Below are 24,008 nucleotides of genomic sequence, written 5' to 3'. Positions count from 1 at the left end.
AACCACTTCCGTTTCCCTTCGCTGCTCAAGCATAGTCGATCATGCGTGGATACCGATGTTCTCGCGAGCCCTTGTGCAACAAGGGATGACCCAGGCACCGAGCGCCATGTTTCGTCGCTGTAGCGCCATCATTACTGTGAACGTGCCCGAGGAGAAGACGTGGATTCCCGATTGAATGCTTTTCTTGAACGCGCCGATGCCGTTCTGGCCCGTATCGAACCGCTGCTACCTGCACCTCGTCAAGCGATCGACTGGACGCAATGCCTGGCCGCACGCTGGCAACGCGAGGGCCGCAGCGGTTTTCTGCTACCGCTGGAAGTCAGCCTCGACATGCGCTTGTCCGACCTGATCGGCGTCGACCGGCAACTGGAGCAGCTGGGGCGCAATACCCAACAATTCATCGACGGCATGCCCGCCAACCACGCGTTGCTCTGGGGCTCGCGCGGCACCGGTAAATCGTCGCTGGTGCGCGCGTTGCTGGCCGAGCACGCCAAGGCCGGTCTGCGCTTGATCGAAATCGAGCGCGATCACCTGGCGGACCTGCCGCGCGTGGTCGAGCAGATCGCCAAATTGCCCCAGCGTTTCGTGTTGTTCTGCGATGACCTGTCCTTCGAGGCGGGCGAAGGCGACTACCGCGTGCTCAAGAGCGTGCTCGACGGTTCCCTGGAACAAGCGCCGGACAACGTCTTGCTGTACGCCACCTCCAACCGCCGCCATCTGGTGCCGGAGAAGGAAAGCGATAACGAGAACTGGAAGCGCGTCGACGGCGAGCTGCACCCGAGCGAAGCGGTGGAAGACAAGATCGCGCTGTCGGACCGTTTCGGCCTGTGGCTGTCGTTCTATCCGTTTACCCAGGAGCACTTCCTCAACGTGGTCGAGCACTGGATCGGTCAGCTGGCCGACAAGGCTGGCCTCACGTGGCAGCGTGACGAAGAACTGGACATCCTGGCGGTGCGCTGGGCCACTGGCCGCGGCAATCGCAACGGACGTTGCGCTTATCAATTTGCCCGCTATTGGGTTGGGCTGAAGCTGTTGGAGCACAAGGCATGATTGATCTACAACAAAGCGGCCAGGGCCTTGAAGGCTACGGCATGCTGCATGCGCAACTGGAATCGCTGCTGGCGGACGAGCGTGATTTCATCGCCAACGCCGCGCAGTTTTCGGCGTTTCTGTTCAATCAGCTGGATGACCTGAACTGGGCCGGTTTCTACCTCAATCGCAACGAAGAGCTGGTGCTGGGCCCGTTTCAGGGGCAGATCGCCTGCGTGCGGATTCCCTTCGGTCGTGGCGTATGCGGGACAGCGGCGGTGACGTTGCAGACCCAGTTGGTGGAAGACGTGCACGCATTCCCCGGGCATATCGCCTGTGACAGCGCATCGAACAGCGAACTGGTCGTGCCGCTGGTCAAGGACGGTCGGCTGATCGGCGTGCTGGACCTCGACAGTCCGACGCTCGCGCGGTTTAGCGCTGACGATCAGGCCGGTATCGAAAAACTGGCTGAGATCTTCCTGCGCCTGACCGACTGCTGATCATGCCCGCAGCCCTGCCTTGATCAGCAGGCCTGTCGGGTCCACCGCGTCGATCTGCTGCGGGTCGAGGTAGCGGTCGGCGTACTGTCGGTAGATTCCCGCGTTGATGAACAGCTCGAACAGCTCCGGGTCGATGTGGGCATCACGGCACATGAAGGCCATGATGCCCAGCGCTTCGCTCAAGGATTTGGCTTTCTTGTAGGGGCGATCGGCAGCGGTCAGCGCTTCGAAAATATCGGCAATCGCCATCATTCGCGCCGGCAGGCTCATTTCTTCGCGTTTCAACTGTTTGGGATAACCGGTGCCGTCCATTTTTTCGTGGTGGCCGCCGGCAATTTCCGCGACGTTGTTGAGATGACCGGGGAAGGGCAGGTGGCTGAGCATCAGGATCGTCTGCACCATGTGGTGGTTGATGATGTAACGCTCCTCGCGAGTCAGCGTACCCCGGGCAATGCTCAGGTTGTAGAGCTCGCCCCGGTTGTACTTGTAGCGGGGCACATCCAGTTTGAATCCCCAGGGATTGTCTTCCGGAATCAGTTCGCCTTCGGCGCGCTCGAGCAGATGTTCGGGTTTGTCTGCCAGCAACGGCTCGCTGACCGGCAGGCTCGGCGCCGGTGTTCGTGCCTGGCGCCGATTCTCTTCCCAGGACACGCCCAGCCGATCGTCCAGCGTTCGGGTCCAGGTGCGTTGGGCCAGCTCGCGCAGGCGTTGCAGGTCAGCCTCGGCCATCGCTTCACCGCCCAGATTGCAGCGGGCAATGAAGGCAAAGTCGTTGTCCAGCCCGGCCAGACTGGCATCGCGCCGTTCAGCCAGCGGCTGCTCGTCCCCGCCCAGTGCGATGGCCTGCCAGTACTGGATCCAGGCATCGCGCTTGAGCACTTCGAAACGGGTGCGGATTTCGTGGATGCGGTCGTTCAGGGTTTCCAGTTTCGTGGCTTTATCGACCACGTATTCCGGTGTGGTGACCTTGCCGCAGTCGTGCAGCCATGCGGCGATGTGCAGCGCCTCCCACTCGTCTTCGGTGGGCTGATAGCCGCGGAAGGCCGGTTCCTGACTGGCCGCGGCGGCCTGGGCGAGCATCAGCGTCAGCGCCGGCACTCGCTGGCAGTGACCGCCGGTGTAAGGGCTCTTGGCATCAATCGCGCCGGCGAGCAATTGGATGAAGGCATCCAGCAGTTGTTTCTGCTTGGCCTGCAGGCGCTGGCTTTCAATACTCACGGCAGCCGCACCGGAAACGGCCTGAAGGAAGGCGATACGGTCCGGGCGAAGTTTCTCCAGGTCACGTTGATCGCCGCTGTCCTCAAGCAAAAGGATCAGCAGGCCCACGGTTTCGTTATGGCGATTGTGCAGGCGGATACCGATCAGATGCACTCGTGGGCATTCCATTTCCAGCAATACCTTCTGCAAATCCCCCGCCTGTTCGAAACCGAAGCTGGTGACCACATTGTCGGCATTCGACAGTTGCAGCAGCCACTCCGGGCTTTGCGGGTCCTTCGGTTCGTGACCGTGAAGATCGAACGCTGGCAATGGATGTGAACGTTCGTTGATGACCAGGCCGTGAGGCTCTAGGCGATCGCCGTCATTGTCCCGCAGGTAGATCAGGCCCGCCTGGGCCTGGCCGATCTTCACGGTTTCGAACAACACCCGTTCCAGCAACGGCGCGAACCGGGTCTCGGCGCTCAGGCTGTCGGTGATCTGGAAGAAGCTCGCCAGCGTGTCTTTCATGCGGGTCATCGACACGCTCAGTTGATCGACTTCGAGCACCGGAGAGCCACGGGAGACGGGGAAATTGAAATTGAAACTGCGGATGGCATCGGCTTCCTGCACCAGCGTGCGCAGAGGTTTGACCAGGATTCTCGAGGTCAGCCAGCCCAGTGGCAGGCACAACAGCAACGTGGTCAGGGTAATCAGCGCTCCTTGCCAGCGCATGCGATAGGCCTCGGCAAGCAACTCGTCCTCCGGCACCAGCAGCGCCAGTTGCAGTCCCTGGGGACCGCCTTCCTGCATGTGGCTGCGGGCAACGATCCATTGGCGGCCGGCAGCTTCCAGCCGATTGCCGGCGGGGGGAGTGTTGATCAATACGCCAAGGCCGGGGCTCAGGTCGGCGGCCTTGCTCAAGCGGGCGGTCTGGTCGTCGACGATCAGTTTGTCGGTGTCGGGGTAGGCGATGGCATTGCCTTCGGCATCGAACAGCACGATTTCGGTACCGGGGGTGACGACATGTTTGGCCAGGGTGGCGGACAATTCCGCGAGTGTCAGGTCGGCGCCCATGACGGCGTGTGCACCGCTGCGTCGGGCCAGGGTAGTACCGACGTTGTGGGTGGAGAAAAAGAGGTAGGGCTCCGTGGTGATCTGATCGCTGTCGCGACGGGCGCTGGAAAACCAGGCGCGTGTTCGCGGATCGTAGGTGTCATCAGGATTGTCCACCCGGCTGATGGGGTTCAGGTCCTGGTCGAAAAACAAGGATTGGGAGCGTCCTTGGCCGCTGCTGTGCTCGATGCTCCAGACCTGGTACGCCGCGCTGTCCGGTGCATTGAGCAGTGATTTCAGGGCCGGGGTTCGCAGCGGGCGAACCATGAAGAAATCGCCGGTGTCGTAGCCCACGTACAGCGAGGCCAGGTCGGGGTTGTCCCTGAGTGACTGGCTGAAGGGGCCGAGCAACAGCAGGCGTTGTTCCAGGTCAGGCGCTTGCGCCGCGGGGTTGTACACCAGCAGGCTCAACAGGTGACGAATAGGCTCATAGGTGGAATGCAGGTCCAGCCGGACATCCTGCTCGACGCGCTCGAAAAGCTTTTCGCTGCTGGAAAGAATGATCTGCGTGGTCTGCCGATAGTTGAAAATGCCCAGCACCACGCCGGTCAGCAGCAACAGCAGGGTAAACATCACGCTGATGTGCACGTGCAGGGGAAACCGCCGTTGATCCGGGCGCAGTGGGCTGGGCATTGCAGGGTCTCTCCATGATGTTTAACACACTGCTCAGCGACCAAGCATAGTTAAGGCTCCGTCATTCTGCTTTCGTCGTTTTGCGCAATTTGTTGCTGCAATGCGCGCTCCAGTTCGAGCATCGCGCGCTCAACGGTCCGGCTGCATTCGGCCACTTCGTCTGGAGTAAACCCTTCGTGGCAGGCCTGTTCGAGCGCCTCGCAGCTGTCGATCAACCGGCTGGCCTGGACGATCCGCGCGGCGCCCTTGATTTTGTGGGCGATATCGAGAAACAACTGCGGTGGGTTTGATCGGGATAATGCTTGTAGCGTTTGTCGGTCCAGGCGGTTGCTGGTGAACAGTTCCGTCAGCAATCGCCGGTCCATGGCCGGGTTGCCTCCCGTCAATCTGTGCAGCCCTTCCAGGCTGAAGGCGGGGGTGCGATCGGGCGGTGCGATGCCTGCAACCCATTGGCTCAAGGCGGTCAGGGTCAATGGTTTGAACAGGCAGTCGTCCATGCCGGCCTGCTGGCAGCGCTGCCGTTCTTCCGGTTGTGCGTTGGCGGTAAATCCCAGAAGGGTGCAGGCGGGGCGACCGGCTTGCCGTTCATGGTGACGGATGGCGCGGGCGAGTTCGTATCCATTCATGACCGGCATGTTGCAGTCGACAATCACCAGATCGAATCTCGCGCTTTTCCACGCCGCCAGACCTGCCTCGCCGTCCTCTGCAACGCTGAATCGATGCCCGAGAAACTCCAGTTGCTGGCACATCAGCAAGCGATTGGCCGGGTGATCGTCGACCACCAGAATATTCAAGGGCGCCATGGACGTGTGGATGGGCGCTTCGACGGTTCGCGGCGCCTGCTCGAGGGGCAGAGTGGGCAGCAGCAACGACACCTGGACGCAGGTGCCGACTCCCGGCTGGCTACGCAAATTCAGGTTTCCGCCCATCATTTCGCACAGGCTTCGACTGATCACCAGGCCCAGCCCGGCGCCGCCTCTGCCGGACTGCCCACTGTCATCGGCCTGGGCGAAGGGTTCGAACAGTCGCCGCTGATCCTGTTCACTGATCCCGATACCGCTGTCCTCAACTTGCAACAGCATGCGTACTTGGCCGGTTTCCACTGTCGTGAGCAACTCGACGGAGACCCTGACCTGGCCCTGCTCGGTGAATTTGATGGCGTTGCTGATCAGGTTCGACAGCACTTGCTTGAAGCGCATCGGGTCAAGCGAAAGGTCGAATGCCGGGATGGCCGGGTTGAACTCCAGCAGCAAATCCAGGTTTTTCTGGCGGGCCAATCCCTCGAATATCCGCACGACCGAGCCCACGATTTCACTCGGATTTACCCGCTCAGGGCTCAGGCTCAGACGTCCGGACTCGATCCGGGCAATGTCGAGAATGTCGCCGATCAGTTCCAGCAGATCCCTGGCCGAGTTGTAGGCAACGTCAATGGCAGGACGGTCGGGATGGCTGTGCTCGATGCGTTTCAGCGTCAGTTCGAGCATGCCGATGACGGCATTCATCGGCGTGCGGATCTCATGGCTCATGGTCGCCAGAAAGGTACTTTTGGCGCGATTGGCTTCATCGGCGCGCTCCTTCGCACAGCGCAGCTCCTCGAACAGTTGGCGCCGCTCGGTCAACTGATCATTCAGTGCACGCTCGGCGGCCTGACGCTGTTTGATCTGGCGACGCATGTAGGCATTCCAGGCAGTGGAAAGCAGCAACAGCACGCCGGCGCCGATACCAATCTGATAAAACAATCGCTGGTAGTTGCGCCAGGTACTTTGCGAGGACGCTGAATAGCCACGCCAGCGGCTGTTGATAATGCCCAGTTCTTCCGGTGCGATGCTCAGCAGTGCTTTGTTGAGGATGGCATTCAGCTCTTTTGCATCGCGTCCGGTCGCCAGGGAAAACGCGGCCTGTCGGGTGCCGATGGTGGTGCGGATCTGAAGCGAGGGTTCAAAAAGTCGTGATGAAATGAAGTAGTTGGCGATGACCAGCGAATTCACCGCACCCTCTGCTTCGCCTTCAGCGAGCAATTCCACGGCACTGAACGTATCCGGGGTTTCAATCAGCCTGATCCGCGGGAACTCGCGTCGAAGGTAATCCACCAGCGGGTTGCCCCGGGCGATGGTCAGGCGTTTGCCCGCCATCTGCTCGAGATTCGCCGGGCTGTCGGCGGCTTTGCGAGTCAGCAGGACAAAAGAGTTTTGCAGGAAGGGGCGGGTGAAGTTCAGCGCTGTTTCACGTTTGGCGCTGGGGAGCAGGGCGGCGATCACGTCCGCGTTACCGTCTTTGATCTGCCCGATCATGTCGTCGTCGTTGCGGCTGCGACGGATATCGAAGCGCAGGCCGGTTCGCAATCTGATCAGTTCCAGTAGGTCTGCGACCGCCCCGCGAAAATTGCCGTCGCTGTCGAAAAACGTCAGGGGGGCAAAGGCTTCATTGACCACGACGCGCACCACCGGGTGCTGCGCCAGCCAGTGTTCCTCGGTGTCGGTGAGCTGCAGCTTCTGGTCCGTGAGCAGAAGGTCACTGCCGGCACTCCAGCGCTCGGAGATGTCCTGCCGTTCGTTGGCGGGGATAGCCGTAAGCATCGCATTGATGATCCCGAGCAGCTCGGTATTGTGTTTGTGCACGGCGAAGCTGAATCCGTGGGCTTCGTGCTTGCCAAAGTTGGCCATGCGGATGTTGTTCAGGTAGCCCTTGTTGATCATGTAGTGGGTCGAGATGGTGTCGCCCAGAAAGACGTCGGCCTGGTCGAAGGCGACTGCGTTGATCGCATTCTGGTAGGACGGGTAGGACGTAATGATCGCGTTGGGGTAAAGGGCCCTGACTTCCTCCAGGGGCAAATAGTGATACACCATGCTCAGCCGCAGGCCGGCAAGGCCATCGGTCAGGGATCGTGTTTCTCCTTCCCTTGTCACCAGGACTGGCTGATCCACGGCGTACGGAGCAGACAGCACGATGTCGGTATTGTGGGCCTCGAACCCGTTGGCGGTTCCGAGCAGATCGACTTCGCCTTTTTCCAGGGCCTTGATGGCAGCCCCCCGAGACGCGAATCGCTGGACCTTGATCGGCAAACCGATGGTCTGGCTGAGGATTCCGGCGTAATCGGCGGTGAAGCCTTCGTAGACGTTGCCGCTGACCGTCAGGTCGAAAGGTGGATAGTCCGGGGCCGACGTGCCCAGGATCAGTTCGCGCTTGCTCGTCATCCATTGTCGCTGTGACAGACTCAGTTCGACATCCAGATGGCTGACAGTCGAGCGACTGAGCAGGCTGTAGTGTTCGCTGGCAGTCTGCGCAGCGGGTACCGAAGTGCTCAGGCATAAACCAGCGGCCATGAGCAACAGATAGTCCTTTATTCGACGGGGCATCCTGTGCCTCACACTAATGCGTTACGTTTTGCCATCTCAATGAGTTCAACCAGGGATTTGGCCTTGAGTTTCTGCATGAGTCGTTTTTTATAGGTACTGACCGTCTTGTTGCTCAGGAACATGCCTTTGGCAATTTCCTTGTTGGTCCTGCCTTGTGCAAAAAGTTGCAGCACCATCAACTCTCTATCGTTGACCGACTTGAACAGTTCCAGCTCGGCGTAACGCAGGTCATCACTACGGACAGGATTCAACGCTTGACTCGGGAAGTAGTTGTAACCCGACAATACGGCTTTGATGGCGCTGACCAGTTCACTCAGGTCTTCCTGTTTGCAGACATAGCCCGATGCGCCGGATTGCATGCAGCGTATGCCGAACAGTGTCGGGCACTGGGCAGTCAGTACCAGTGTCTTCAGCGGTGTACTCATTGCGTTGAAACGTGCAAGGACTTCGAGGCCATCCAGTTTTGGAATGCTGATATCGAGAATGACCAGGTCGGGCATGCATTCACGAACCATTTGCATGGCATCGACCCCATTATCGGATTCACCGACAACTTTGTAGCCTTCGTGCTCGAGCAACATTCGAACGGCAAGGCGGATAACAGGGTGATCGTCGACAATAAAAACGGAGTTCATAATCAAATCCCATGCGAGCTCAAATAAAGCGCGCACCTTAGCTCAGATAGTTGATGGGGCGCATGAACTGACGGACCTTAAGCAGTAATATAGGAATAGTCCTACAAATGAAGGGGAATGGGACTACGTATCAACTAGGTTTTGAATGAGGACGGGGGGAAGTTGTGGTGATCACCTTGTTCTTCAGTTTTTAGTTTGTAAGTACTGGTTTGCTGTTTGGTATGGGGTGTTGGGATTTGGTTCTTATAAATATGTTGAGTTCAATAGTTTTCTGAATTCGGATTGTTTCAATGGCTTTGTCAAATAACCCAATAAAGGCAGCCCCTGTGCATTTGCGGTTCCTTTCAATCCTTCAAGTTCTACGCATGTCAGGCTGCTTAATAATATTGCCCGTCTGATCAATCCGCGCTGACTGGCGAGTTCGATGAGGTCAACCCCGGAAAGATCAGGCAGGCATTGGTCGCATAACAGAATGTCGAACGGTTGCGCCGCCGTCAGCATCTGCTGCAGGGCGCCTTGGGCGCTGTCGGAGGTCGTCAGCTGGCTAAAGCCGTAACTTTCAAGAAGGTACTGAGTCGCCCGTAGTTGAAACGGATGATCTTCCACCAGCAGGATGCGCACATCGTCTTTTAACTTCGGATTACACACGCTTCTTCTCTCATACAGAGGGGCGTCTGATTGTTTCGCAATTAGTGCGAGCATTCGATCAGTTTGCTCGTCGCGCGGTGTAGGGGAATTCGCACAAGGTTGAATGCACTTTGACATTCAAGGGCTGATCAGCCAGTACAGAGGGTGTAATGACTGATCAGCGGGGTTTATCAATGGCTCGAACGGCCGGTCATCTCCAGCGCCATCTCGCTGGCGTAGCTGTCGGTCATCCCTGCGATGAAATCAATCATGCGCAGGAATGAGGTGTGCAACGGCCCGTGGGGATTCGGTGCGTTGTTGCCCAGCAGGTCGAGGACGCGACGGCTTTTGAAGGAGGGCGTCCGACCATTGTGCTGTTCCAGCGCCGCGCCACAAAAGGCGTTGAGCAGGATTTCCAGCGTGGTATAGGCGCCGATCTCATGCAGGGTCTTGCGCTTGTCCTGGAAGATTTTTTTGCGCGCCATGTCTTTTGCATTGAGCACACAGCGTTTGGCGGGGCCGTGCATATGCTCCACCAGATCCCCGGGCAATGTGCCGGCCAGCAGCGCGTCCTGCTGCTCGACGAAGGCGCGGGCCGCGGCGTTGGTCAGGTGTTCGATGGCTTTGCCGCGCAGGATCGCCAGTTTGCGCCGACGAGAATCCAGCGGGCCGAGCAGGCGATAGGTTTCCGGCAGATCATCGCCCACCAGGTCAAGTAGCAGGGACTCGACTTCGGCGTACTCCAGCAACTGCATTTCCAGACCATCTTCGAGGTCGATCAACGCGTAGCAGATATCGTCGGCAGCCTCCATCAGGTACACCAGGGGATGACGCGCCCAGCGCTGCTCTTCGAGTTGCGGCAGGCCGAGTTTATGGGCGATCTGCTCCAGCAGCGGCAGCTCACTCTGATAGCAGCCGAACTTGTGCTTTTTGTAACCCAGGGAGTCGGCGTGCTTGGCCGTCCATGGGTATTTCAGATAAGTGCCCAGCGTCGCGTAGGTCAGTCGCGTGCCGCCATCGAACTGGTGATATTCCAGCTGGGTGAGCACGCGGAAACCCTGGGCATTGCCTTCGAAATTGAGGAAGTCGTTGCGCTCGGCTTCGTTCATTGCATCCAGCCAGCCACGGCCGGCGGCTTGCTGAAACCAGTGGCGGATCGCGTCTTCACCGGAGTGGCCGAAAGGCGGGTTGCCAATGTCGTGGGCCAGGCAAGCCGATTGCACCACCATGCCCAGGTCGCTGGGTTCGCACCAGTCAGGCAGGGCGCTGCGGATGGTTTCACCGACGCGCATACCGAGCGAGCGCCCGACGCAACTGACTTCCAGTGAGTGGGTCAGGCGCGTGTGAATGTGATCGTTGCTGGAGACCGGGTGGACTTGGGTCTTGCGCCCGAGACGGCGAAAAGCTCCGGAGAAAATGATGCGGTCGTGGTCTTTGTGAAAAGGGCTGCGGCCGAGTTCTTCCGGGCTGTGCAGAGGCTTTCCGAGGCGTTCGCGGGTGAGCAGGGTTTGCCAATCCAAGGCTGGTTCTCTCCGTCAGGTGACTGAGCGCCTAGCTTCCCGTTTCGCACCGGTGCCTGCAAGCGGAACTACAGCCCGGCGGCGTCGATGTCGATGAGCAGCAGACGCTCGCCGTTGTTGAAAAACTGTCCGGCGGTGAGGCAGTACTGGTTGCTGGTGGCATCGCGGTAAGTGTTGGAAAGCGTCAGCCGACGTTCATCCCAGCCCTCTGCCAGCAGATGATAGAAGTACGGTCGCCATGACCAGTTGTGCCCCAGGTAGCGATCGTCGGCTACCCAGCCGTTGTTGCGCCATTCCAGATTCGGCGTCAATTGCGTGCCGTGTCGGTCGCATTGATAGAAGCGCAACAACCACGGAAAGGCGTCCAGTTGCGGTAAGTCGCTCAGCGGTGCACGGGCCTGGGCCCACGCTTGCAGGATGGCCATCAACTCGCAGAGTTGCTGACGCATGGTCATCAGGCGTCCGCGTTCAGCCAGTTTTTGCTGGACATAACGCTGACGAAGTTGCGCGAAGCGCTCGACGAACGCGTCGGTGGCAAAGAAGTCCACTTGCGCACGGGCGAACAGAAAACCCTGCACATAGCGCGAGCCGCATTCCAGGGCGAAATTCAGTTGTGCTTCGGTTTCGACGCCTTCGGCAATGATCCAGCAGCCGGTTTTCTCGGCCATTTGCGCGAGGGCCTTGACCACGTCGCTGCTGGGCCCGCCCAACGCAGCGGCCTGGAACAATCGCATATCAAGCTTGAGGATGTCCGGCTGCAAGGCCAGAACGCGATCGAGCTGTGAGTAACCGGCGCCAAAATCATCGATAGCGATCCGCGCACCGGCTTGCCGGTAGCGAACCACCACGTCTGCGAGGCGCTGGATATCGCCGCCGAGTTCGGTGATTTCGAAAACGATGCGTTGAGGGTCGACACCATGCCGGCTCAGCTGTCTGAGGCTTGGCAAAGCCTGGTCAGGGCGCAAGCGAGTGATCCAGCGCGGTGACATGTTCAGACTGAGAAACCAGTCGGTGGGCGCTTCATGCAGACGGCTCAGGGCATTATCGCGGATCTGCCGATCCAGCCGACGCAGGGCGATGGCAGGCGTTCGCGGGTCGGCGAACAACGGGCCCACGGAGGCCAGTTGACCGTCGGCCTGGCGCAGTCGACCCAATGCTTCGACACCGGCGATACGACCGGTGGCGGTATCGATGAACGGTTGAAAGCAGGCAAGCGGTTGCCCGTCGATCACGAGGCCTCCTTAGCAGTTCTTGTTTTTGGATAAAACCTGGTGATCGGGTAGGCACGCAGGTTTGAACCTCTCGATAAAGAGGTTCATCCCGGAGATGTTGCAAGAATGCAGCCAGATAGTGGCTTCAGTGTTTGGGCGAGGAACCCAGGACCAATTTGATCAAGGGCCCCAGTGTGGTGCCCAGGCGAATCAGTCGCGTCAGGCTGCTTGCGCCGCCGCTCTTGGCGCCCTTGCCGGTCAAAAAGCCCAGCAGGGTCACCGCCGCGACGCCCCAGAGCGGGGCATGCTTGATGCCGAAACCGCCTTGCAGGCTTTGCGTCATCCCGCGCACCCGCTGCAGGGGTTGCAGCAATTGTGCGGATTCGTGGCGAATTTCCTGGCGATGCATTTCCATGCGCAGGCGAATCAGCGCCTTGCGCATTTCCGTGCGCGAGCTGTTGTGAGGCAGTTCAGGCAGGTTCATGGCAACAGGCGCTCCCGATCGTTGGCCAGTTCTTCCAGGGTGCCGTGGAAGGGCGAAGATTCATCGAAGATCGCCGCTCGCAAACGCACCCCACAGAAGATACAGGCAAGGACATAGAACACGCAGAGCCCGATGATGGCGGGCAGGCGATAGGTGTCCCAAAACAGAATCATGACCAGCGTCGACAACCCCACCAGCAACAGCAAGGCGAACACCAGCGCCAGCCCGGCGAACAGCAGCAGGCTGACGGTGCGGGCTTTCTGTTCCTGCAATTCGATGCCGAACAGTTCGACATGGCTGTGCAGAAGTCCCAGGAATGCGGCACCCAGGCGCCGCGTTGAAGAGCTTGAGCCCGTTGCGGACGGGTCTGGTTCACCGATCGCCATAATCAGCGCCGGGTTGCCAGCAGACCGATCAGGAAACCCACGCCGGCCGCGATTCCAACCGACTGCCATGGGTTGGCCTGCACGTAGTCCTCGGTGGCCGTGACAGCGGCTTTGCCGCGTTCGCGCAGGGAATCTTCGGTCAGTTTCAAGGTTTCGCGGGCACGCAGCAGGCTGTCGTGGATCTGCTCGCGCAACTCGTCAGCCTGATCGCCAGCCAGCGTGGCGGTGTGTTCCAGCAACCGCTCGGTGTCGCTGACCAGTGTCTGAAAATCGTTCATCAGGATTTCTTGAGCAGTCTTTGCCTTGATGCTGGCCATTGGTGATCTCCGTAAGTGGCTTCTGTTGCGTTCGAGTATGAGCCTTGGGCGAAGGTTCAGTACAAATGTCTGGTACAACTTTTGCTGTGTCGTGGTGCGTCGGCACGCGGTATTGCGCCGTTACCGGGCGTGAAACGAGCAAAACCTTATCCCGAATAACGAAAACTCGCGCAGCGGTTTCGGTCTTGTGCGCCAAAGCGGTTCATCCTGATTTCTGGTTGATCCCGGATGGATACAACTTGGTGCATGAAATGTCTGCGCGAACTGCTTTGGTGCTTTTTAGCCTACAGGTCTGCCAACTCCATGGAAAATCTGCAAAGCGCTGTGGACAGTCTGGTCCATAGCTCCAATACATTGTTCATCCTGATCGGCGCCGTGATGGTTTTGGCCATGCACGCCGGTTTCGCCTTCCTCGAAGTCGGTACGGTCAGGCAGAAGAACCAGGTCAACGCCTTGTCGAAGATCCTCAGCGACTTCGCCATTTCGACCCTGGCTTACTTCTTTATAGGCTACTGGATTTCCTATGGGGTGACCTTCCTGCAACCGGCGTCCGTGATCAATGCCGATCATGGTTATGGCCTGGTGAAGTTCTTCTTTCTGCTGACGTTCGCGGCGGCGATACCCGCGATCATTTCCGGCGGCATCGCCGAGCGTGCGCGGTTCGTGCCACAGCTGTGTGCGACGGCGTTGATTGTGGCGTTCATCTACCCGTTTTTCGAGGGCATGATCTGGAACGGTAACTATGGCCTGCAAGCCTGGTTGCTGGAGCGCTTTGGTGCCGCTTTCCATGATTTCGCCGGTTCGGTGGTCGTCCACGCCATGGGCGGCTGGCTCGCCTTGGCCGCGGTGTTGTTGCTCGGGCCACGGCAAGGTCGCTATCGCGACGGAAAGCTGGTGGCATTCGCGCCTTCGAGCATTCCATTCCTGGCGCTGGGGTCGTGGATCCTGATTGTTGGCTGGTTCGGCTTCAACGTGATGAGCGCGCAAACCTTGCAGGGTGTCAGCGGGCTGGTGGCGGTGAATTCGCTGATGGCCATGGTCGGTGGCACCGTGGCGGCGTTGATCGTTGGGCGCAATGACCCGGGTTTCCTGCACAACGGCCCGCTGGCCGGGCTGGTGGCGATTTGCGCCGGTTCCGATCTGATGCACCCGGTGGGAGCGCTGGTGACAGGCGCCATCGCCGGGGCACTGTTTGTCTGGTGTTTTACCGCGGCCCAAGGCAAATGGCGCATCGACGACGTGCTGGGTGTCTGGCCATTGCATGGCTTGTGCGGTGTCTGGGGCGGAATCGCCTGCGGCATCTTTGGCCAGAGTGCATTGGGCGGCCTGGGCGGGGTGAGTCTGATCAGTCAGTTGATCGGCACCACACTGGGCGTCGTCGTAGCGCTGCTCGGGGGCTTTGCGGTGTATGGCGTGATCAAGGCGCTCCATGGTCTGCGCCTGAGTCAGGAAGAAGAGTATTACGGCGCGGACTTGTCCGTGCACAAGATCGGCGCCGTGAGCCAGGATTGAATCAGTTCTCTTCATCGTCGGCACCGGGATAAAAACCGTGCAGCAGGCGATAGCGGTCCCGCCTTATCTGGTCGGCCCGCTCCTGGACCTGATGCGCGGGTAAGCCCAGCATGATCAATGCGTGGGAGGCGAGCATCAGGCTCGACTCGAGTAATTCGGGCACGACTTCGCTGGCGCCGGCGGCCTTCAATTCGGCCAGTTGGCTGTCGTCGCGGGTGCGTACCAGGATTGGAACGGTCGAATTCAATCGGCGCGCCTCCTTGAGAATCAGCAACGCGATATCGGCCTGGTCCACGGCAATCACCAGTAGCCTGGCGCGCGCCAGCCCGACCGCCAGCAGCAGATCACCGCGCCGGGAGTCACCATAGTGCACGCAGGTTTCACCCACGGCGGCTTCCTGGACACGCACCGGATCGGTGTCCAGCGCGATATAGGGCTGCAGCGCATTGCGTAGCGCTCGCCCGATCGACTGACCGACCCGACCGTAACCACAGATCACCACATGGCTGTGCAAACCGGCGTTAAGCGTGCTTATTTCCTCGAGTTTGGCTTCTTCGTTTGGCTTGCGATGCAGACGCGTGGCAAGGCGGGGAGCCACGCGCAGCAACAACGGCGTCAGCACCATCGAGCAGAACGTTGCCGCCAGCAGCAGCCCGCCGAGATCCGCCGGCATCATTTTGTTCTGTTGCATCAGGGCCATCAGCGCAAAGCAGAACTCGCCCCCCTGGGCCAGTGCCAGGCCGCTGCGCCAGGCCGTTTCAACATCACTGCCGCGCCATTTGACCAGTAGCGCGACCACACACCCCTTGATCACCAGCAAACCCAGGGTCAGGCCGAGGATCAGCAAGCTGTGGCTGACGAACAACTGCAAGTCGATGAGCATGCCAATGCTGACGAAGAATACGCCGAGCAAAATGTCGCGGAACGGGCGGATGTCGGCTTCGATCTGATGACGGTAGTGGCTTTCCCCAAGCAGCATGCCGGCGAGAAAGGCGCCGAGGGCAGGGGAGAGTCCGAGCAGGTGAGTCAGCCAGGCCGTCAGCAAGACAATCACCAGCGCCAGCAGGACAAACAGTTCGGCGGAACGGGCCGCCGCCACTTCATGGAAAAGTCGAGGCAGCAACCAGCGACTGGCCATTAACAGGCCGACGAACAGCACAACGGTCTTTCCCAGCGTGACAGGGAGCGCCCAGTACCAGGCTTGAGCGCTGCTGCCGGCGAAAACCGGCACCAGGGTCAGTAGCAACACGGCCACGACATCCTGGAACAACAAGACAGCGATGGCGTTCTGGCCGTGGCTGCTGAAAATCTCGCCGAGACTGCCCAGCTCTTTGCTGACAATCGCCGTGGAGGACAGTGACAGGCCGGCGCCGAGCAGCAGCGCAGGGGGCGCCGACAGGCCCATCAGCATCAGCAAGCTTCCCAGCAGAATCGCGGTCGCCAGTACTTGCTGGCTGCCCAGCCTGAACACCACTTTGCGCAACGCGATCATTTTCGACAGGGAGAACTCAAGCCCGAGGGAAAACAGCAGGAACACCACCCCGAGTTCGGCGAGGTCGGGCAACTCTTCACTGTCATTGATCCAGTCGAATGCCGTCGGCCCAATCATCAGCCCCACGCACAGATAACCCAGCACCGGTGGCAGGCGCAGGCGCTGGAACAATGCAATGACCACCAGGGAGGAGGCGAGAATGATCAGCAGGTTGGCAAACACTAAAAACTCCGGTGACAGAGGCTGGCTACTCCAGCGTAGAGGCAAAAAGGCCGAGAGGATCGCGTAATTGGCTTTCAGTCCGGATGATTTGAGTCAGGAGTTTGCGGAAATCATTTGAAATTCGCAGGCTCGGGTCATCGGCTCGACTGCTTCTGATCACGGGCCTAGAATGAACGCCTACTTTGCCGGATCCTCTGCTCATGCCTCCTGAATGTCAGCTGTTCGGTACTCTTGGGTGCCATCTTTGTGAAGTGGCTGAAGCCATGCTGATGGAATTCGTCGAGCATGGCCTGCTGGTCGAACTGGTGGATATTGCCGAGGACGAGTCCTGGTTCGAGGCCTACAGTTTGCGCATCCCGGTATTGCGCCGTCGCGACACCGGCGCCGAACTCAATTGGCCGTTCGATGCCGAACAGGTGGTGGCGTTCCTGCGTTGACCCCTCCCGTTTCCTGATTTCCATCTGTCGCTGACTTTTTACAGCGATTGGCGAAATGCCGGTTCTTCGGTTACTGTATGTTCATACAGTTAATCGGGTTGCCGATACCGGACGTCAGAGGGATGAATCTTGGTCAATGTCGAACAATTGAAGAGCAGCGTGAACCGGATGTCGGTGGACGTGGTGCGTGACGCCGTTGCCGAATTGCGTCTGGATGGCCTGGTCACGGAAGGGAAGACTCCGTTCAACAAGTTGCATTTCAACACCTGCTTTGCAGAGATCGAAGCGCTCTTCCAGCGCGCGGGTTATCACCGGCAGCTGGATGTCGTGGGTTATCAGGGGTTGTTGTACGCGCTTTATGATCCGGGACGCTGGGAAGCGGTCGAGGTGTTGCGCTGGCTCAAGGAATTTACCGAAGCGGCGGCACGGGAGCGGTCGATCCCGGCCTGAGGATTCTCTTCTAGGTTCGATCCGGCCTCTGCTGGATAATACCGACCTGTATTGAGGGTCAGAGCGTTCGTATGTCCACTTCAACTTTTTCCGCTGCGCACAACCAGGCCAGCACGCTTTACTTGCCACCTGGGCCGTGGCAGACCGTACTCGATTGTTTGTGTGAGCACTTCAGCGCCATCGACCGCGAGCAATGGCTGGATCGGATTGCCCGGGGACGCGTACTTGACGGCCATGGCGTGCCGATCGCCCTTGATCTCGCCTACAAGGAAGGTCTGCGGATTCACTATTTCCGGGAAGTTCCGGACGAAAAACCGATCCCCGTCATTGAGTCGATCCTGTACGCCGACGAGCATCTGGTGGTGGCTGACAAGCCGCATTTTCTGCCGGTGACACCGGCGGGCGAGTACGTAGAACAGACACTGTTGCGGCGTTTGATTCGTCGCCTGGATAACCCGCACCTTGTGCCTTTGCATCGAATTGACCGGCATACGGCGGGCCTGGTGCTGTTTTCAGCCAATCCTCAGAGCCGTTCCGCCTATCAGTCACTGTTTCCTACGCGGCAGATCGAGAAACGCTACGAGGCCATCGCCGGGGCAATACCTGAACAGGTCTTTCCTTTGGTCCACAAGAGTCGGCTCATCGATGGCGAGCCTTTTTTCCGCATGCAGGAAGGGCCGGGCGTTGCCAATACCGAAACGGCTGTCGAGGTCCGGGAGAAAAACGGTGATCTCTGGCGCTATGGTCTGTACCCGGTGACGGGCAAGAAGCATCAGTTGCGTGTGCACATGACGGCCTTGGGTGCCAGCATCTGCAATGACCCGTTCTACCCGAACGTGCTCAAGGATGTTGAAGACGACTATGCCAATCCTTTGAAACTTCTCGCCCAAGGGCTGCGGTTCGTGGATCCGGTCACCGGCGAACAAAGAGACTTTGAAAGCGCCATCACCCTGCAATGGTAACGGTTGTTTTCCAGCCACGAAAAAGCCCGCTTTAAAGCGGGCTTTTCTGTATCTGGTGTCGCCGCAAGTATTACAACTCTTTAACGGTACGAACCTGATCCTTGTTGACGCGGGTTTGCTTGCCGTCCAGCTGTTCGAACTCGTAGAAACCAGCTTCGTCGTCGTATTTTGGTGTGTCGACGGCCTGGATTTCGCGACCGTCATTCAAGGTGATCACAGTAGGGGATGCGCAACCGGCGAGGGTCGCGAGGCCCAGTGCGAGCATGAAAGTGGCGAGGGTCCGTTGAGTCATGAGTGTGTCTCCGAATAGGAATTCTTTTGGTTACTGAGCGTGAGACGTATACAACGCGCGCAAGTTCCTTGGCTAGTGTCAATCTGACACGGTCTTGTGGGTGCTCAAGAGTTCCGGAGTATTGAGGTTGGCCAGGCGAGGGTCGCTGTCCGGGACCTGCAGGGCAGTAGCGCCCAGTCTGCGCATGAGGCGACCCGGGCTGCGTTCGCCTTCATGCCAGGCGTTTTCAAATGCTTCGCGTAGAGTCACCGGGATCACGCAGAGCAGGGGTTCCCAATGATCGCCATGACGCAGCATCAAAGGCTTTTCGGGATGCTGGCTGGCGGTTTCGCGCATGCTGTCGAGCAGCGCGGCATCGATGCGGGGAACGTCACACGGCAACACCATCAGATAGTGATGGCGAGCGACGTTCAGTCCTGCACGAATACCGGCCAGAGGCCCCGGAAAGTCACCTTCATCGTCATGGACCAACCGGTCGGCGTAAGGCGCGTACTTTTCCAGGTTTCTGTTGCAAGAGATAATCAGGTCATCGCTCAGCGCGCGGGTCTTGCGATGAAGGTGTGCAATCAGTGGCTCACCGTGCCACTCGACCAACCCTTTGTCCTGACCGCCCATGCGCTGGCCGCGCCCGCCCGCTAAAAGCAGAATCGAGCAGGAAGGCAACTGTGTAGGCGAGGTCATGGCGGGTCTCCATGGAGGCGGCAAAATAAAGAGGCGCTGTGATATAACACCGGGCTGTTTCTCCTACAACTGGACGAGCCTATGAAAGCCAAGGCTGATGTACCTTTCGCGCCGCTCAACATCGCGGTGCTGACTGTCAGCGACACCCGTACCCTGGAAACCGACACCTCAGGTCAGGTCTTCGTCGACCGCTTGAGCGCTGCCGGCCACAACCTGGCCGCCCGGGTTCTGCTTAAAGATGACCTGTACAAAATTCGTGCGCAAGTTGCCAACTGGATTGCCGATGATGTCGTGCAGGTCGTACTGATCACCGGGGGCACAGGCTTCACGGGACGCGACAGTACGCCCGAAGCGGTGAGCTGCCTGCTGGACAAGCAGGTCGATGGTTTTGGCGAGCTGTTCCGCCAGATATCGGTGGCGGATATTGGCACCTCAACGGTCCAGTCTCGCGCTCTCGCCGGTCTGGCAAACGGCACGCTGGTCTGCTGCCTGCCAGGTTCGACCAACGCCGTGCGCACCGGCTGGGACGGCATTCTTGCCGAACAACTGGATTCCCGGCACCGGCCGTGCAATTTCGTTCCTCATCTGAAACAGGCGGAACCTTGTGAATCCCGTGGGTAAGCCAGGCAAGGCTGGCAGCTTGATGGCTGTCGAGGTAGCACTGGCGCGCCTGCTGGAAATGGCCGAAGCCTCCTCGATTGTCGAGCGAGAGCGCTTGCCGTTGGCGCAGGTTCAGGGCCGCGTGCTGGCCGAGGACCTGGTTTCGACGCTTGATCTACCGCCATGGCCGAACAGTGCCATGGACGGTTACGCCTTGTGTACAGCAGATTGGACGGGCGAGCCGTTGGTGGTCAGCCAGAAGATTTTTGCCGGCAATGCTCCGGAGCCCTTGAAGCCCGGTACCTGCGCGCGAATCTTCACCGGTGCGCCTGTTCCCGCAGGTGCCGACTGCGTCGAGATGCAGGAAAACGCCGAAGTGCTGGCCGATGAGCGAGTCCGTTTCATCGAAGCGCTGACACCAGGACAAAACATTCGTCCACAAGGCCAGGAAACCACGGTCGGTGAACTGATACTGGCTGCCGGAACGCGCCTTGGGCCGATTGAACAAGGACTGGCTGCTTCGCTGGGATGCGCTGAACTGGAGGTGATTCGGAAGGTTCGCGTTGCGGTCCTGTCCACGGGTGATGAGCTGGTTGAGCCAGGTCAGGCACTGGGGCCAGGCCAGATCTACAACAGCAATCGGGTCTTGCTTTGCAGCTGGTTGCAGCGCCTGGGTTGTGAAGTGATCGACTCCGGTATTCTTCCCGATAACCTTGTTACGACGCGCGAACGCCTCGGAGCGTTAAAAGATGTCGACCTGATATTGTCGACCGGCGGTGTCTCGGTAGGCGAGGCCGACTTTCTGGGCATCGCTTTGCGGGAAGAGGGCGAGCTCACATTGTGGAAACTCGCGATCAAACCAGGCAAGCCGCTGACGGTTGGACAATTCCGCGGGGTTCCGGTGATCGGGCTGCCCGGCAATCCGGCGTCGACCCTGGTGACCTTTGCCTTGTTGGCGCAACCCTATCTCTTGCGTCGCCAAGGCGTGCAAGAGGTTGAACCTTTGAAAATCCAGGTGCCGGCAGGGTTTGTCTGGTCCAAGGCAGGCAACCGGCGTGAGTACTTGCGAGGGCGTCTGGAGAACGGCCGGGCAATCATCTACAAGAACCAGAGCTCGGGTGTATTGCGCAGTGCTGCGTGGGCTGATGGTTTGGTCGAAGTACGGGAAGATCGCACACTGGTGGAGGGAGACAGCGTAGGGTTCATTCCACTAAGCGAAGTGTTGGGCTGATCTCTGTCACACAACGATCACGCTAACCCGGTTGTTCAGACCGGGTTTTGTGTTTATCGCCGCCACTTATTGAGCAAGAAGTGCCACAAGCTGATCGAAACGGCTGTTGGCGATCCACCCCAAAAGCCCGATGACCACGGCTGTTCCACCCGCCGCGTAGGCGAGCCGGTGCTTGATGGATTTGACGTCGCCCCGGACCTCTTCCATGTCCCTGCGGATGTATTTGAGGTGGGTTTCGAGTTCAACGACGCGAGGTTCCATATCGACTTCTCCAGTGGGTTTTGCGCTGTTGTGTCGTTCGGTTTGATAACTGGCCCGTCTCTCTGCGAGCGGTGTGACCGGAGGGGCCGGCAACCTGGTGTCATGGCTTTGCATGGTACGTCCCTGTAATGAATGCTCGTAACCACCAACTTGTACCAATCGCTTTCCTGGGTCAATTGAGCCGATTCCTCACGTTTTGTAAGAAAAAATCCCGCCTTGTAGGACCTCGTTAGCGTTCGACTTGAAATAATTCACTTTTTTGCGACTTTTATGGGGCACAACGGGGTCACATTTCCCATACGCAATTCAATCAGGGGAGTGACCGTAATGGATGAACGCAAGGCGCTGTTGATTCTGCATGGCAAGCAGGCGCTCAACGAGGAAGTTCGGGCGGCGGTCCAGGACAAGCGTGCGCAAGGTTGGGAGTTGGCTGTTCGCCTGACCTGGGAGGCCGGTGATGCGCAGCGATTAGTGGAAGAGGCGCTGGCCGCCGGTTATACGAAGGTCATCGCCGGTGGTGGCGACGGGACATTACGCGATATTGCGGAGGCAATGGCCGGGCACTCGAATCAGGCCAGTCTGGCGTTGATGCCATTGGGAACGGCCAACGATTTTGCCCGCGCGGCCGGTGTCCCTCTGGAGCCTGCTCAAGCCCTGGATCTTCTTGATGCAGAACCGCGGGCCATTGATCTGGGGGAAGTGGGCGGTCAGGTGTTCCTGAATATGGCCACGGGTGGCTTTGGCAGCCAGGTCACGGCGAATACTTCGGAGGACCTGAAAAAAGTACTCGGTGGCGCGGCGTATCTGTTCACCGGCTTATCGCGCTTCAGCGAGTTGCATTCAGCCTATGGCGAGCTGCATGGTCCGGATTTTCAGTGGAGTGGCGAGCTCCTGGCGCTGGGGATCGGTAATGGACGCCAGGCCGGTGGCGGTCATGTGCTGTGTCCGCAGGCCCTGGCGGATGACGGCCTGCTGGATATCAGCATTCTGCCTGCGCCGCAGGAAGTGGTCGGCACATTGAAAAGTCTGCTCGCCGATGGCTTCGGTATCGACAGCATGTTTGTGCGCGCACGCTTGCCATGGGTCGAGATCAAGGTCTCGGAAGGTCTTTACATCAACCTCGATGGCGAGCCGCTTGAAGGTGACAGCTTGCGCTTCTCGGCGCGTCCGGCCGCACTGCGGGTGCATCTGCCCGAGAACTCGCCGCTGCTGAGCGTTCCTGCGGCGATCAATCGTCCAGGCTGATGATTTGCTCGCGAACGGCGAACAGTACCAGGCCCGCCACATCGTAGATCTGCAAGCGTTTCATGATTTGTGAGCGATGGGTCTCAACCGTCTTGATGCTCAGACCCAGGCCGTTGGCGATTTCCCGGGTGGATTTCCCGCGAACGATCAACCGAAGGATTTCCAGCTGGCGCGCCGTCAGGTTGTGCGAATCGGCGGGGTCCGGCTGGTGTTTCTGGTTTCGGGTCAGCGCCTGGTTGATGACGGTATGGGCGATGGCCGGGCTCAGGTAGCGCTCGTTATTGCGCAGGGCATCCAGGGCATGTTCGAGTTCGGTCCCTGTGGTGTCCTTGAGCAGGTAGCCATGCGCGCCGGATTCCAGTGCCTGCATGATCAATGCCGGGTCGGTGTGCATCGACAGAATCAGTACCTTGCTTTGCGGACGGACTCGTTTGAGTCGCTGCAAGGCTTCAAGGCCACCGGTTTCTTTCATGGAAATATCCAGCAGCACGATATCCGGGGACAGCCGCTCGACCATCTCGAGCAACTGTGAGCCGTCGTTGGCTTCACCGATTACCGCGTAGCCGGGAATATCCAGCACCAGGGCGCGCACGCCAGCCCTGATCAGCGAGTGGTCATCCACCAGAAGTAAGTTACAAGTCAATGCATAACCTTTTTCGTACTGGCCCGTTCCAGCGCGCGGGGCGCCCACGGGAAGAGAGCTTCGATTTGAGTGCCTTTTCCGGGCTCGCTGGTCACGCGCAAGGTGCCACCCAACTGGTCGATCCGTTCTGACATCCCGGCCATGCCACGTTGTCCCTCGCGACCCGGGTCGATCGCCGGCGCAAAACCCTGGCCATCGTCACTGATCGACAGTACCAGGCCTAGAGGTTGGCGTTGCAGGCGAACCAACAGATTTTTCGCTTCGGCGTGACGCAATATATTGGTCACTGCTTCCTGGGTGATTCGGAACGCGGCCACGGCCATTTCTTCCGGTATGCCGGTCAGTCGTGAATGGCATTCCAGGCTCCAGTGCACCGGCGTATTGCCGAGGGTCTTGAGCAAATGCGCCCGCAGACTGGCTTCCAGCCCTAGGCTCGTCAACTGCCTGGGGTTGAGAATGGCCGATACGTCACGGACCTTGGTCAGGGTTTCTTCCAGCGTGTCGCAGAGCACGGAACATTGTTCTTGCAGGTCGTCGGGCATTCGGCGTTTGAGCCATTCACTTTGAAGTTTTGCTGCGGTGAGCAATTGGCCAATGTCGTCATGCAATTCCCGGCTGAGTCGATGGCGTTCGTTTTCCTGGACCTTCAATAACCGGTCGGCCAGTTCTTGAGGTTCGAATTTTATGGACTTGCGCGACAGGTAATGCTGCACCCAGACACATGCCAGCACTGCCATATTAAGCAGCAACAGGCCAAGTGGCAGATGAGTGGACAGGCTATAAATCGCCAGGCTGCCAAGCGCCGAGCAGGTACACAGCAACAGTGTGAACCGGCGTGCGTTTTCTCGGGAGGGTGGCCACGTGGTAATTGACTTGAGGCTGGCGTACATAGCGGATGGAGCCAATGGATGTTCGCTGCGGGCAGACCGGTCATATTGACTGACGGGTCTATGTCTGAGTCACTCTGCCATT

24 protein-coding genes are annotated in these 24,008 nt (G+C 59.1%); 9 read left to right on the top strand and 15 right to left on the bottom strand.

Features of this window, described 5'->3' with window-relative positions; genetic code table 11:
* Positions 1 to 159: 159 nt before the first annotated feature.
* Both ACF6ZU_RS04210 and ACF6ZU_RS04205 read left to right on the top strand, forming a co-directional pair.
* Positions 160 to 1,050 carry an ATP-binding protein gene (locus ACF6ZU_RS04210; RefSeq protein ID WP_392890662.1) on the top strand — a complete coding sequence of 297 codons (891 nt, stop codon included), beginning with the start codon at positions 160 to 162 and terminating at the stop codon, positions 1,048 to 1,050.
* Entirely contained in the window at positions 1,047 to 1,529 is a 483-nt protein-coding gene (locus tag ACF6ZU_RS04205; protein WP_392890661.1) for a GAF domain-containing protein, read from the top strand. Before ACF6ZU_RS04210 ends, ACF6ZU_RS04205 begins: the two co-directional genes overlap by 4 nt.
* On the opposite strand, the gene ACF6ZU_RS04200 is transcribed toward ACF6ZU_RS04205, so the two are convergent.
* From ACF6ZU_RS04200 to ACF6ZU_RS04160, 9 genes are all read right to left on the bottom strand, one after another.
* The gene (locus ACF6ZU_RS04200; protein ID WP_392890660.1) at positions 1,530 to 4,472 is read right to left on the bottom strand and encodes an HD domain-containing phosphohydrolase; all 2,943 of its coding nucleotides are present in this window, start codon (positions 4,470 to 4,472) and stop codon (positions 1,530 to 1,532) included.
* Positions 4,473 to 4,522: 50 nt separating this feature from the next.
* Entirely contained in the window at positions 4,523 to 7,828 is a 3,306-nt protein-coding gene (locus ACF6ZU_RS04195) for a transporter substrate-binding domain-containing protein (protein WP_392890659.1), read from the bottom strand.
* 8 nt (positions 7,829 to 7,836) lie between these two features.
* Positions 7,837 to 8,463: a response regulator gene (locus ACF6ZU_RS04190; protein ID WP_392890658.1), complete on the bottom strand. Its 627-nt coding sequence runs from the start codon at positions 8,461 to 8,463 to the stop codon at positions 7,837 to 7,839.
* A 243-nt stretch (positions 8,464 to 8,706) separates the two neighbouring features.
* On the bottom strand, positions 8,707 to 9,165 hold the full coding sequence (locus tag ACF6ZU_RS04185) for a response regulator (RefSeq protein WP_392890657.1): 459 nt from the start codon (positions 9,163 to 9,165) through the stop codon (positions 8,707 to 8,709).
* 116 nt (positions 9,166 to 9,281) lie between these two features.
* Positions 9,282 to 10,610, bottom strand: coding sequence for a deoxyguanosinetriphosphate triphosphohydrolase (locus tag ACF6ZU_RS04180; RefSeq protein WP_392890656.1), 1,329 nt, complete (start codon positions 10,608 to 10,610; stop codon positions 9,282 to 9,284).
* 68 nt (positions 10,611 to 10,678) lie between these two features.
* Complete coding sequence (locus tag ACF6ZU_RS04175) at positions 10,679 to 11,842, bottom strand: EAL domain-containing protein (RefSeq protein WP_392890655.1); 1,164 nt, start codon at positions 11,840 to 11,842, stop codon at positions 10,679 to 10,681.
* A 124-nt stretch (positions 11,843 to 11,966) separates the two neighbouring features.
* Positions 11,967 to 12,305: a hypothetical protein gene (locus tag ACF6ZU_RS04170; protein ID WP_392890654.1), complete on the bottom strand. Its 339-nt coding sequence runs from the start codon at positions 12,303 to 12,305 to the stop codon at positions 11,967 to 11,969.
* On the bottom strand, positions 12,302 to 12,691 hold the full coding sequence (locus ACF6ZU_RS04165; RefSeq protein ID WP_392890653.1) for a phage holin family protein: 390 nt from the start codon (positions 12,689 to 12,691) through the stop codon (positions 12,302 to 12,304). Before ACF6ZU_RS04165 ends, ACF6ZU_RS04170 begins: the two co-directional genes overlap by 4 nt.
* A gap of 2 nt (positions 12,692 to 12,693) precedes the next feature.
* Positions 12,694 to 13,008 carry a YqjD family protein gene (locus ACF6ZU_RS04160; RefSeq protein WP_008030332.1) on the bottom strand — a complete coding sequence of 105 codons (315 nt, stop codon included), beginning with the start codon at positions 13,006 to 13,008 and terminating at the stop codon, positions 12,694 to 12,696.
* A 303-nt stretch (positions 13,009 to 13,311) separates the two neighbouring features.
* Between ACF6ZU_RS04160 and ACF6ZU_RS04155 the strand changes: the two genes are divergently transcribed.
* A complete protein-coding gene (locus ACF6ZU_RS04155) occupies positions 13,312 to 14,520 on the top strand; it encodes an ammonium transporter (RefSeq protein ID WP_392890652.1) in 1,209 nt (402 codons plus the stop codon).
* Position 14,521: 1 nt separating this feature from the next.
* Here the strand turns inward: ACF6ZU_RS04155 and ACF6ZU_RS04150 are convergent, their stop codons facing one another.
* Positions 14,522 to 16,234, bottom strand: coding sequence for a cation:proton antiporter (locus ACF6ZU_RS04150; RefSeq protein WP_392890651.1), 1,713 nt, complete (start codon positions 16,232 to 16,234; stop codon positions 14,522 to 14,524).
* A 200-nt stretch (positions 16,235 to 16,434) separates the two neighbouring features.
* Here ACF6ZU_RS04150 and ACF6ZU_RS04145 point away from each other — a divergent pair, with 200 nt between their 5' ends.
* The 3 genes from ACF6ZU_RS04145 to ACF6ZU_RS04135 all read left to right on the top strand — a co-directional run bounded on the left by ACF6ZU_RS04145 (position 16,435) and on the right by ACF6ZU_RS04135 (position 18,083).
* Entirely contained in the window at positions 16,435 to 16,671 is a 237-nt protein-coding gene (locus ACF6ZU_RS04145) for a glutaredoxin family protein (RefSeq protein ID WP_392890650.1), read from the top strand.
* Positions 16,672 to 16,800: 129 nt separating this feature from the next.
* Positions 16,801 to 17,121, top strand: coding sequence for a transcriptional regulator (locus ACF6ZU_RS04140; protein ID WP_392890649.1), 321 nt, complete (start codon positions 16,801 to 16,803; stop codon positions 17,119 to 17,121).
* Positions 17,122 to 17,192: 71 nt separating this feature from the next.
* On the top strand, positions 17,193 to 18,083 hold the full coding sequence (locus ACF6ZU_RS04135) for a pseudouridine synthase (RefSeq protein ID WP_392890648.1): 891 nt from the start codon (positions 17,193 to 17,195) through the stop codon (positions 18,081 to 18,083).
* 70 nt (positions 18,084 to 18,153) lie between these two features.
* Here ACF6ZU_RS04135 and ACF6ZU_RS04130 read toward each other — a convergent pair whose 3' ends face one another.
* Together ACF6ZU_RS04130 and mobA are read right to left on the bottom strand one after the other, a co-directional pair.
* Positions 18,154 to 18,375 (bottom strand): YgdI/YgdR family lipoprotein, encoded by a 222-nt coding sequence (locus tag ACF6ZU_RS04130; RefSeq protein WP_017339994.1) that lies wholly within the window; start codon positions 18,373 to 18,375, stop codon positions 18,154 to 18,156.
* Positions 18,376 to 18,453: 78 nt separating this feature from the next.
* Complete coding sequence (gene mobA / locus ACF6ZU_RS04125) at positions 18,454 to 19,056, bottom strand: molybdenum cofactor guanylyltransferase MobA (RefSeq protein ID WP_392890647.1); 603 nt, start codon at positions 19,054 to 19,056, stop codon at positions 18,454 to 18,456.
* Between the two features lie 81 nt (positions 19,057 to 19,137).
* On the opposite strand from mobA, the gene moaB reads away from it, so the two are divergent.
* Both moaB and glp read left to right on the top strand, forming a co-directional pair.
* Positions 19,138 to 19,677 carry a molybdenum cofactor biosynthesis protein B gene (gene moaB, locus ACF6ZU_RS04120; RefSeq protein ID WP_392890646.1) on the top strand — a complete coding sequence of 180 codons (540 nt, stop codon included), beginning with the start codon at positions 19,138 to 19,140 and terminating at the stop codon, positions 19,675 to 19,677.
* Positions 19,661 to 20,887: a gephyrin-like molybdotransferase Glp gene (gene glp / locus ACF6ZU_RS04115; protein ID WP_392890645.1), complete on the top strand. Its 1,227-nt coding sequence runs from the start codon at positions 19,661 to 19,663 to the stop codon at positions 20,885 to 20,887. Before moaB ends, glp begins: the two co-directional genes overlap by 17 nt.
* Positions 20,888 to 20,953: 66 nt before the next feature.
* On the opposite strand, the gene ACF6ZU_RS04110 is transcribed toward glp, so the two are convergent.
* On the bottom strand, positions 20,954 to 21,262 hold the full coding sequence (locus ACF6ZU_RS04110) for a hypothetical protein (RefSeq protein WP_392890644.1): 309 nt from the start codon (positions 21,260 to 21,262) through the stop codon (positions 20,954 to 20,956).
* A gap of 213 nt (positions 21,263 to 21,475) precedes the next feature.
* Between ACF6ZU_RS04110 and yegS the strand changes: the two genes are divergently transcribed.
* Positions 21,476 to 22,393 carry a lipid kinase YegS gene (gene yegS, locus ACF6ZU_RS04105; protein ID WP_392890643.1) on the top strand — a complete coding sequence of 306 codons (918 nt, stop codon included), beginning with the start codon at positions 21,476 to 21,478 and terminating at the stop codon, positions 22,391 to 22,393.
* On the opposite strand, the gene ACF6ZU_RS04100 is transcribed toward yegS, so the two are convergent.
* A complete protein-coding gene (locus ACF6ZU_RS04100) occupies positions 22,377 to 23,036 on the bottom strand; it encodes a response regulator (protein WP_392890642.1) in 660 nt (219 codons plus the stop codon). The genes yegS and ACF6ZU_RS04100 overlap by 17 nt on opposite strands.
* Positions 23,033 to 23,926, bottom strand: coding sequence for a sensor histidine kinase (locus ACF6ZU_RS04095; RefSeq protein WP_392893691.1), 894 nt, complete (start codon positions 23,924 to 23,926; stop codon positions 23,033 to 23,035). Before ACF6ZU_RS04095 ends, ACF6ZU_RS04100 begins: the two co-directional genes overlap by 4 nt.
* Between the last annotated feature and the right edge of the window lie 82 nt (positions 23,927 to 24,008).

The organism is Pseudomonas migulae (genome assembly GCF_043225285.1).
GTDB lineage: Bacteria > Pseudomonadota > Gammaproteobacteria > Pseudomonadales > Pseudomonadaceae > Aquipseudomonas > Aquipseudomonas migulae_C.
The sequence above is the reverse complement of the archived record's forward strand: the minus strand, read 5'-3'. Positions and strand labels throughout refer to the sequence as shown.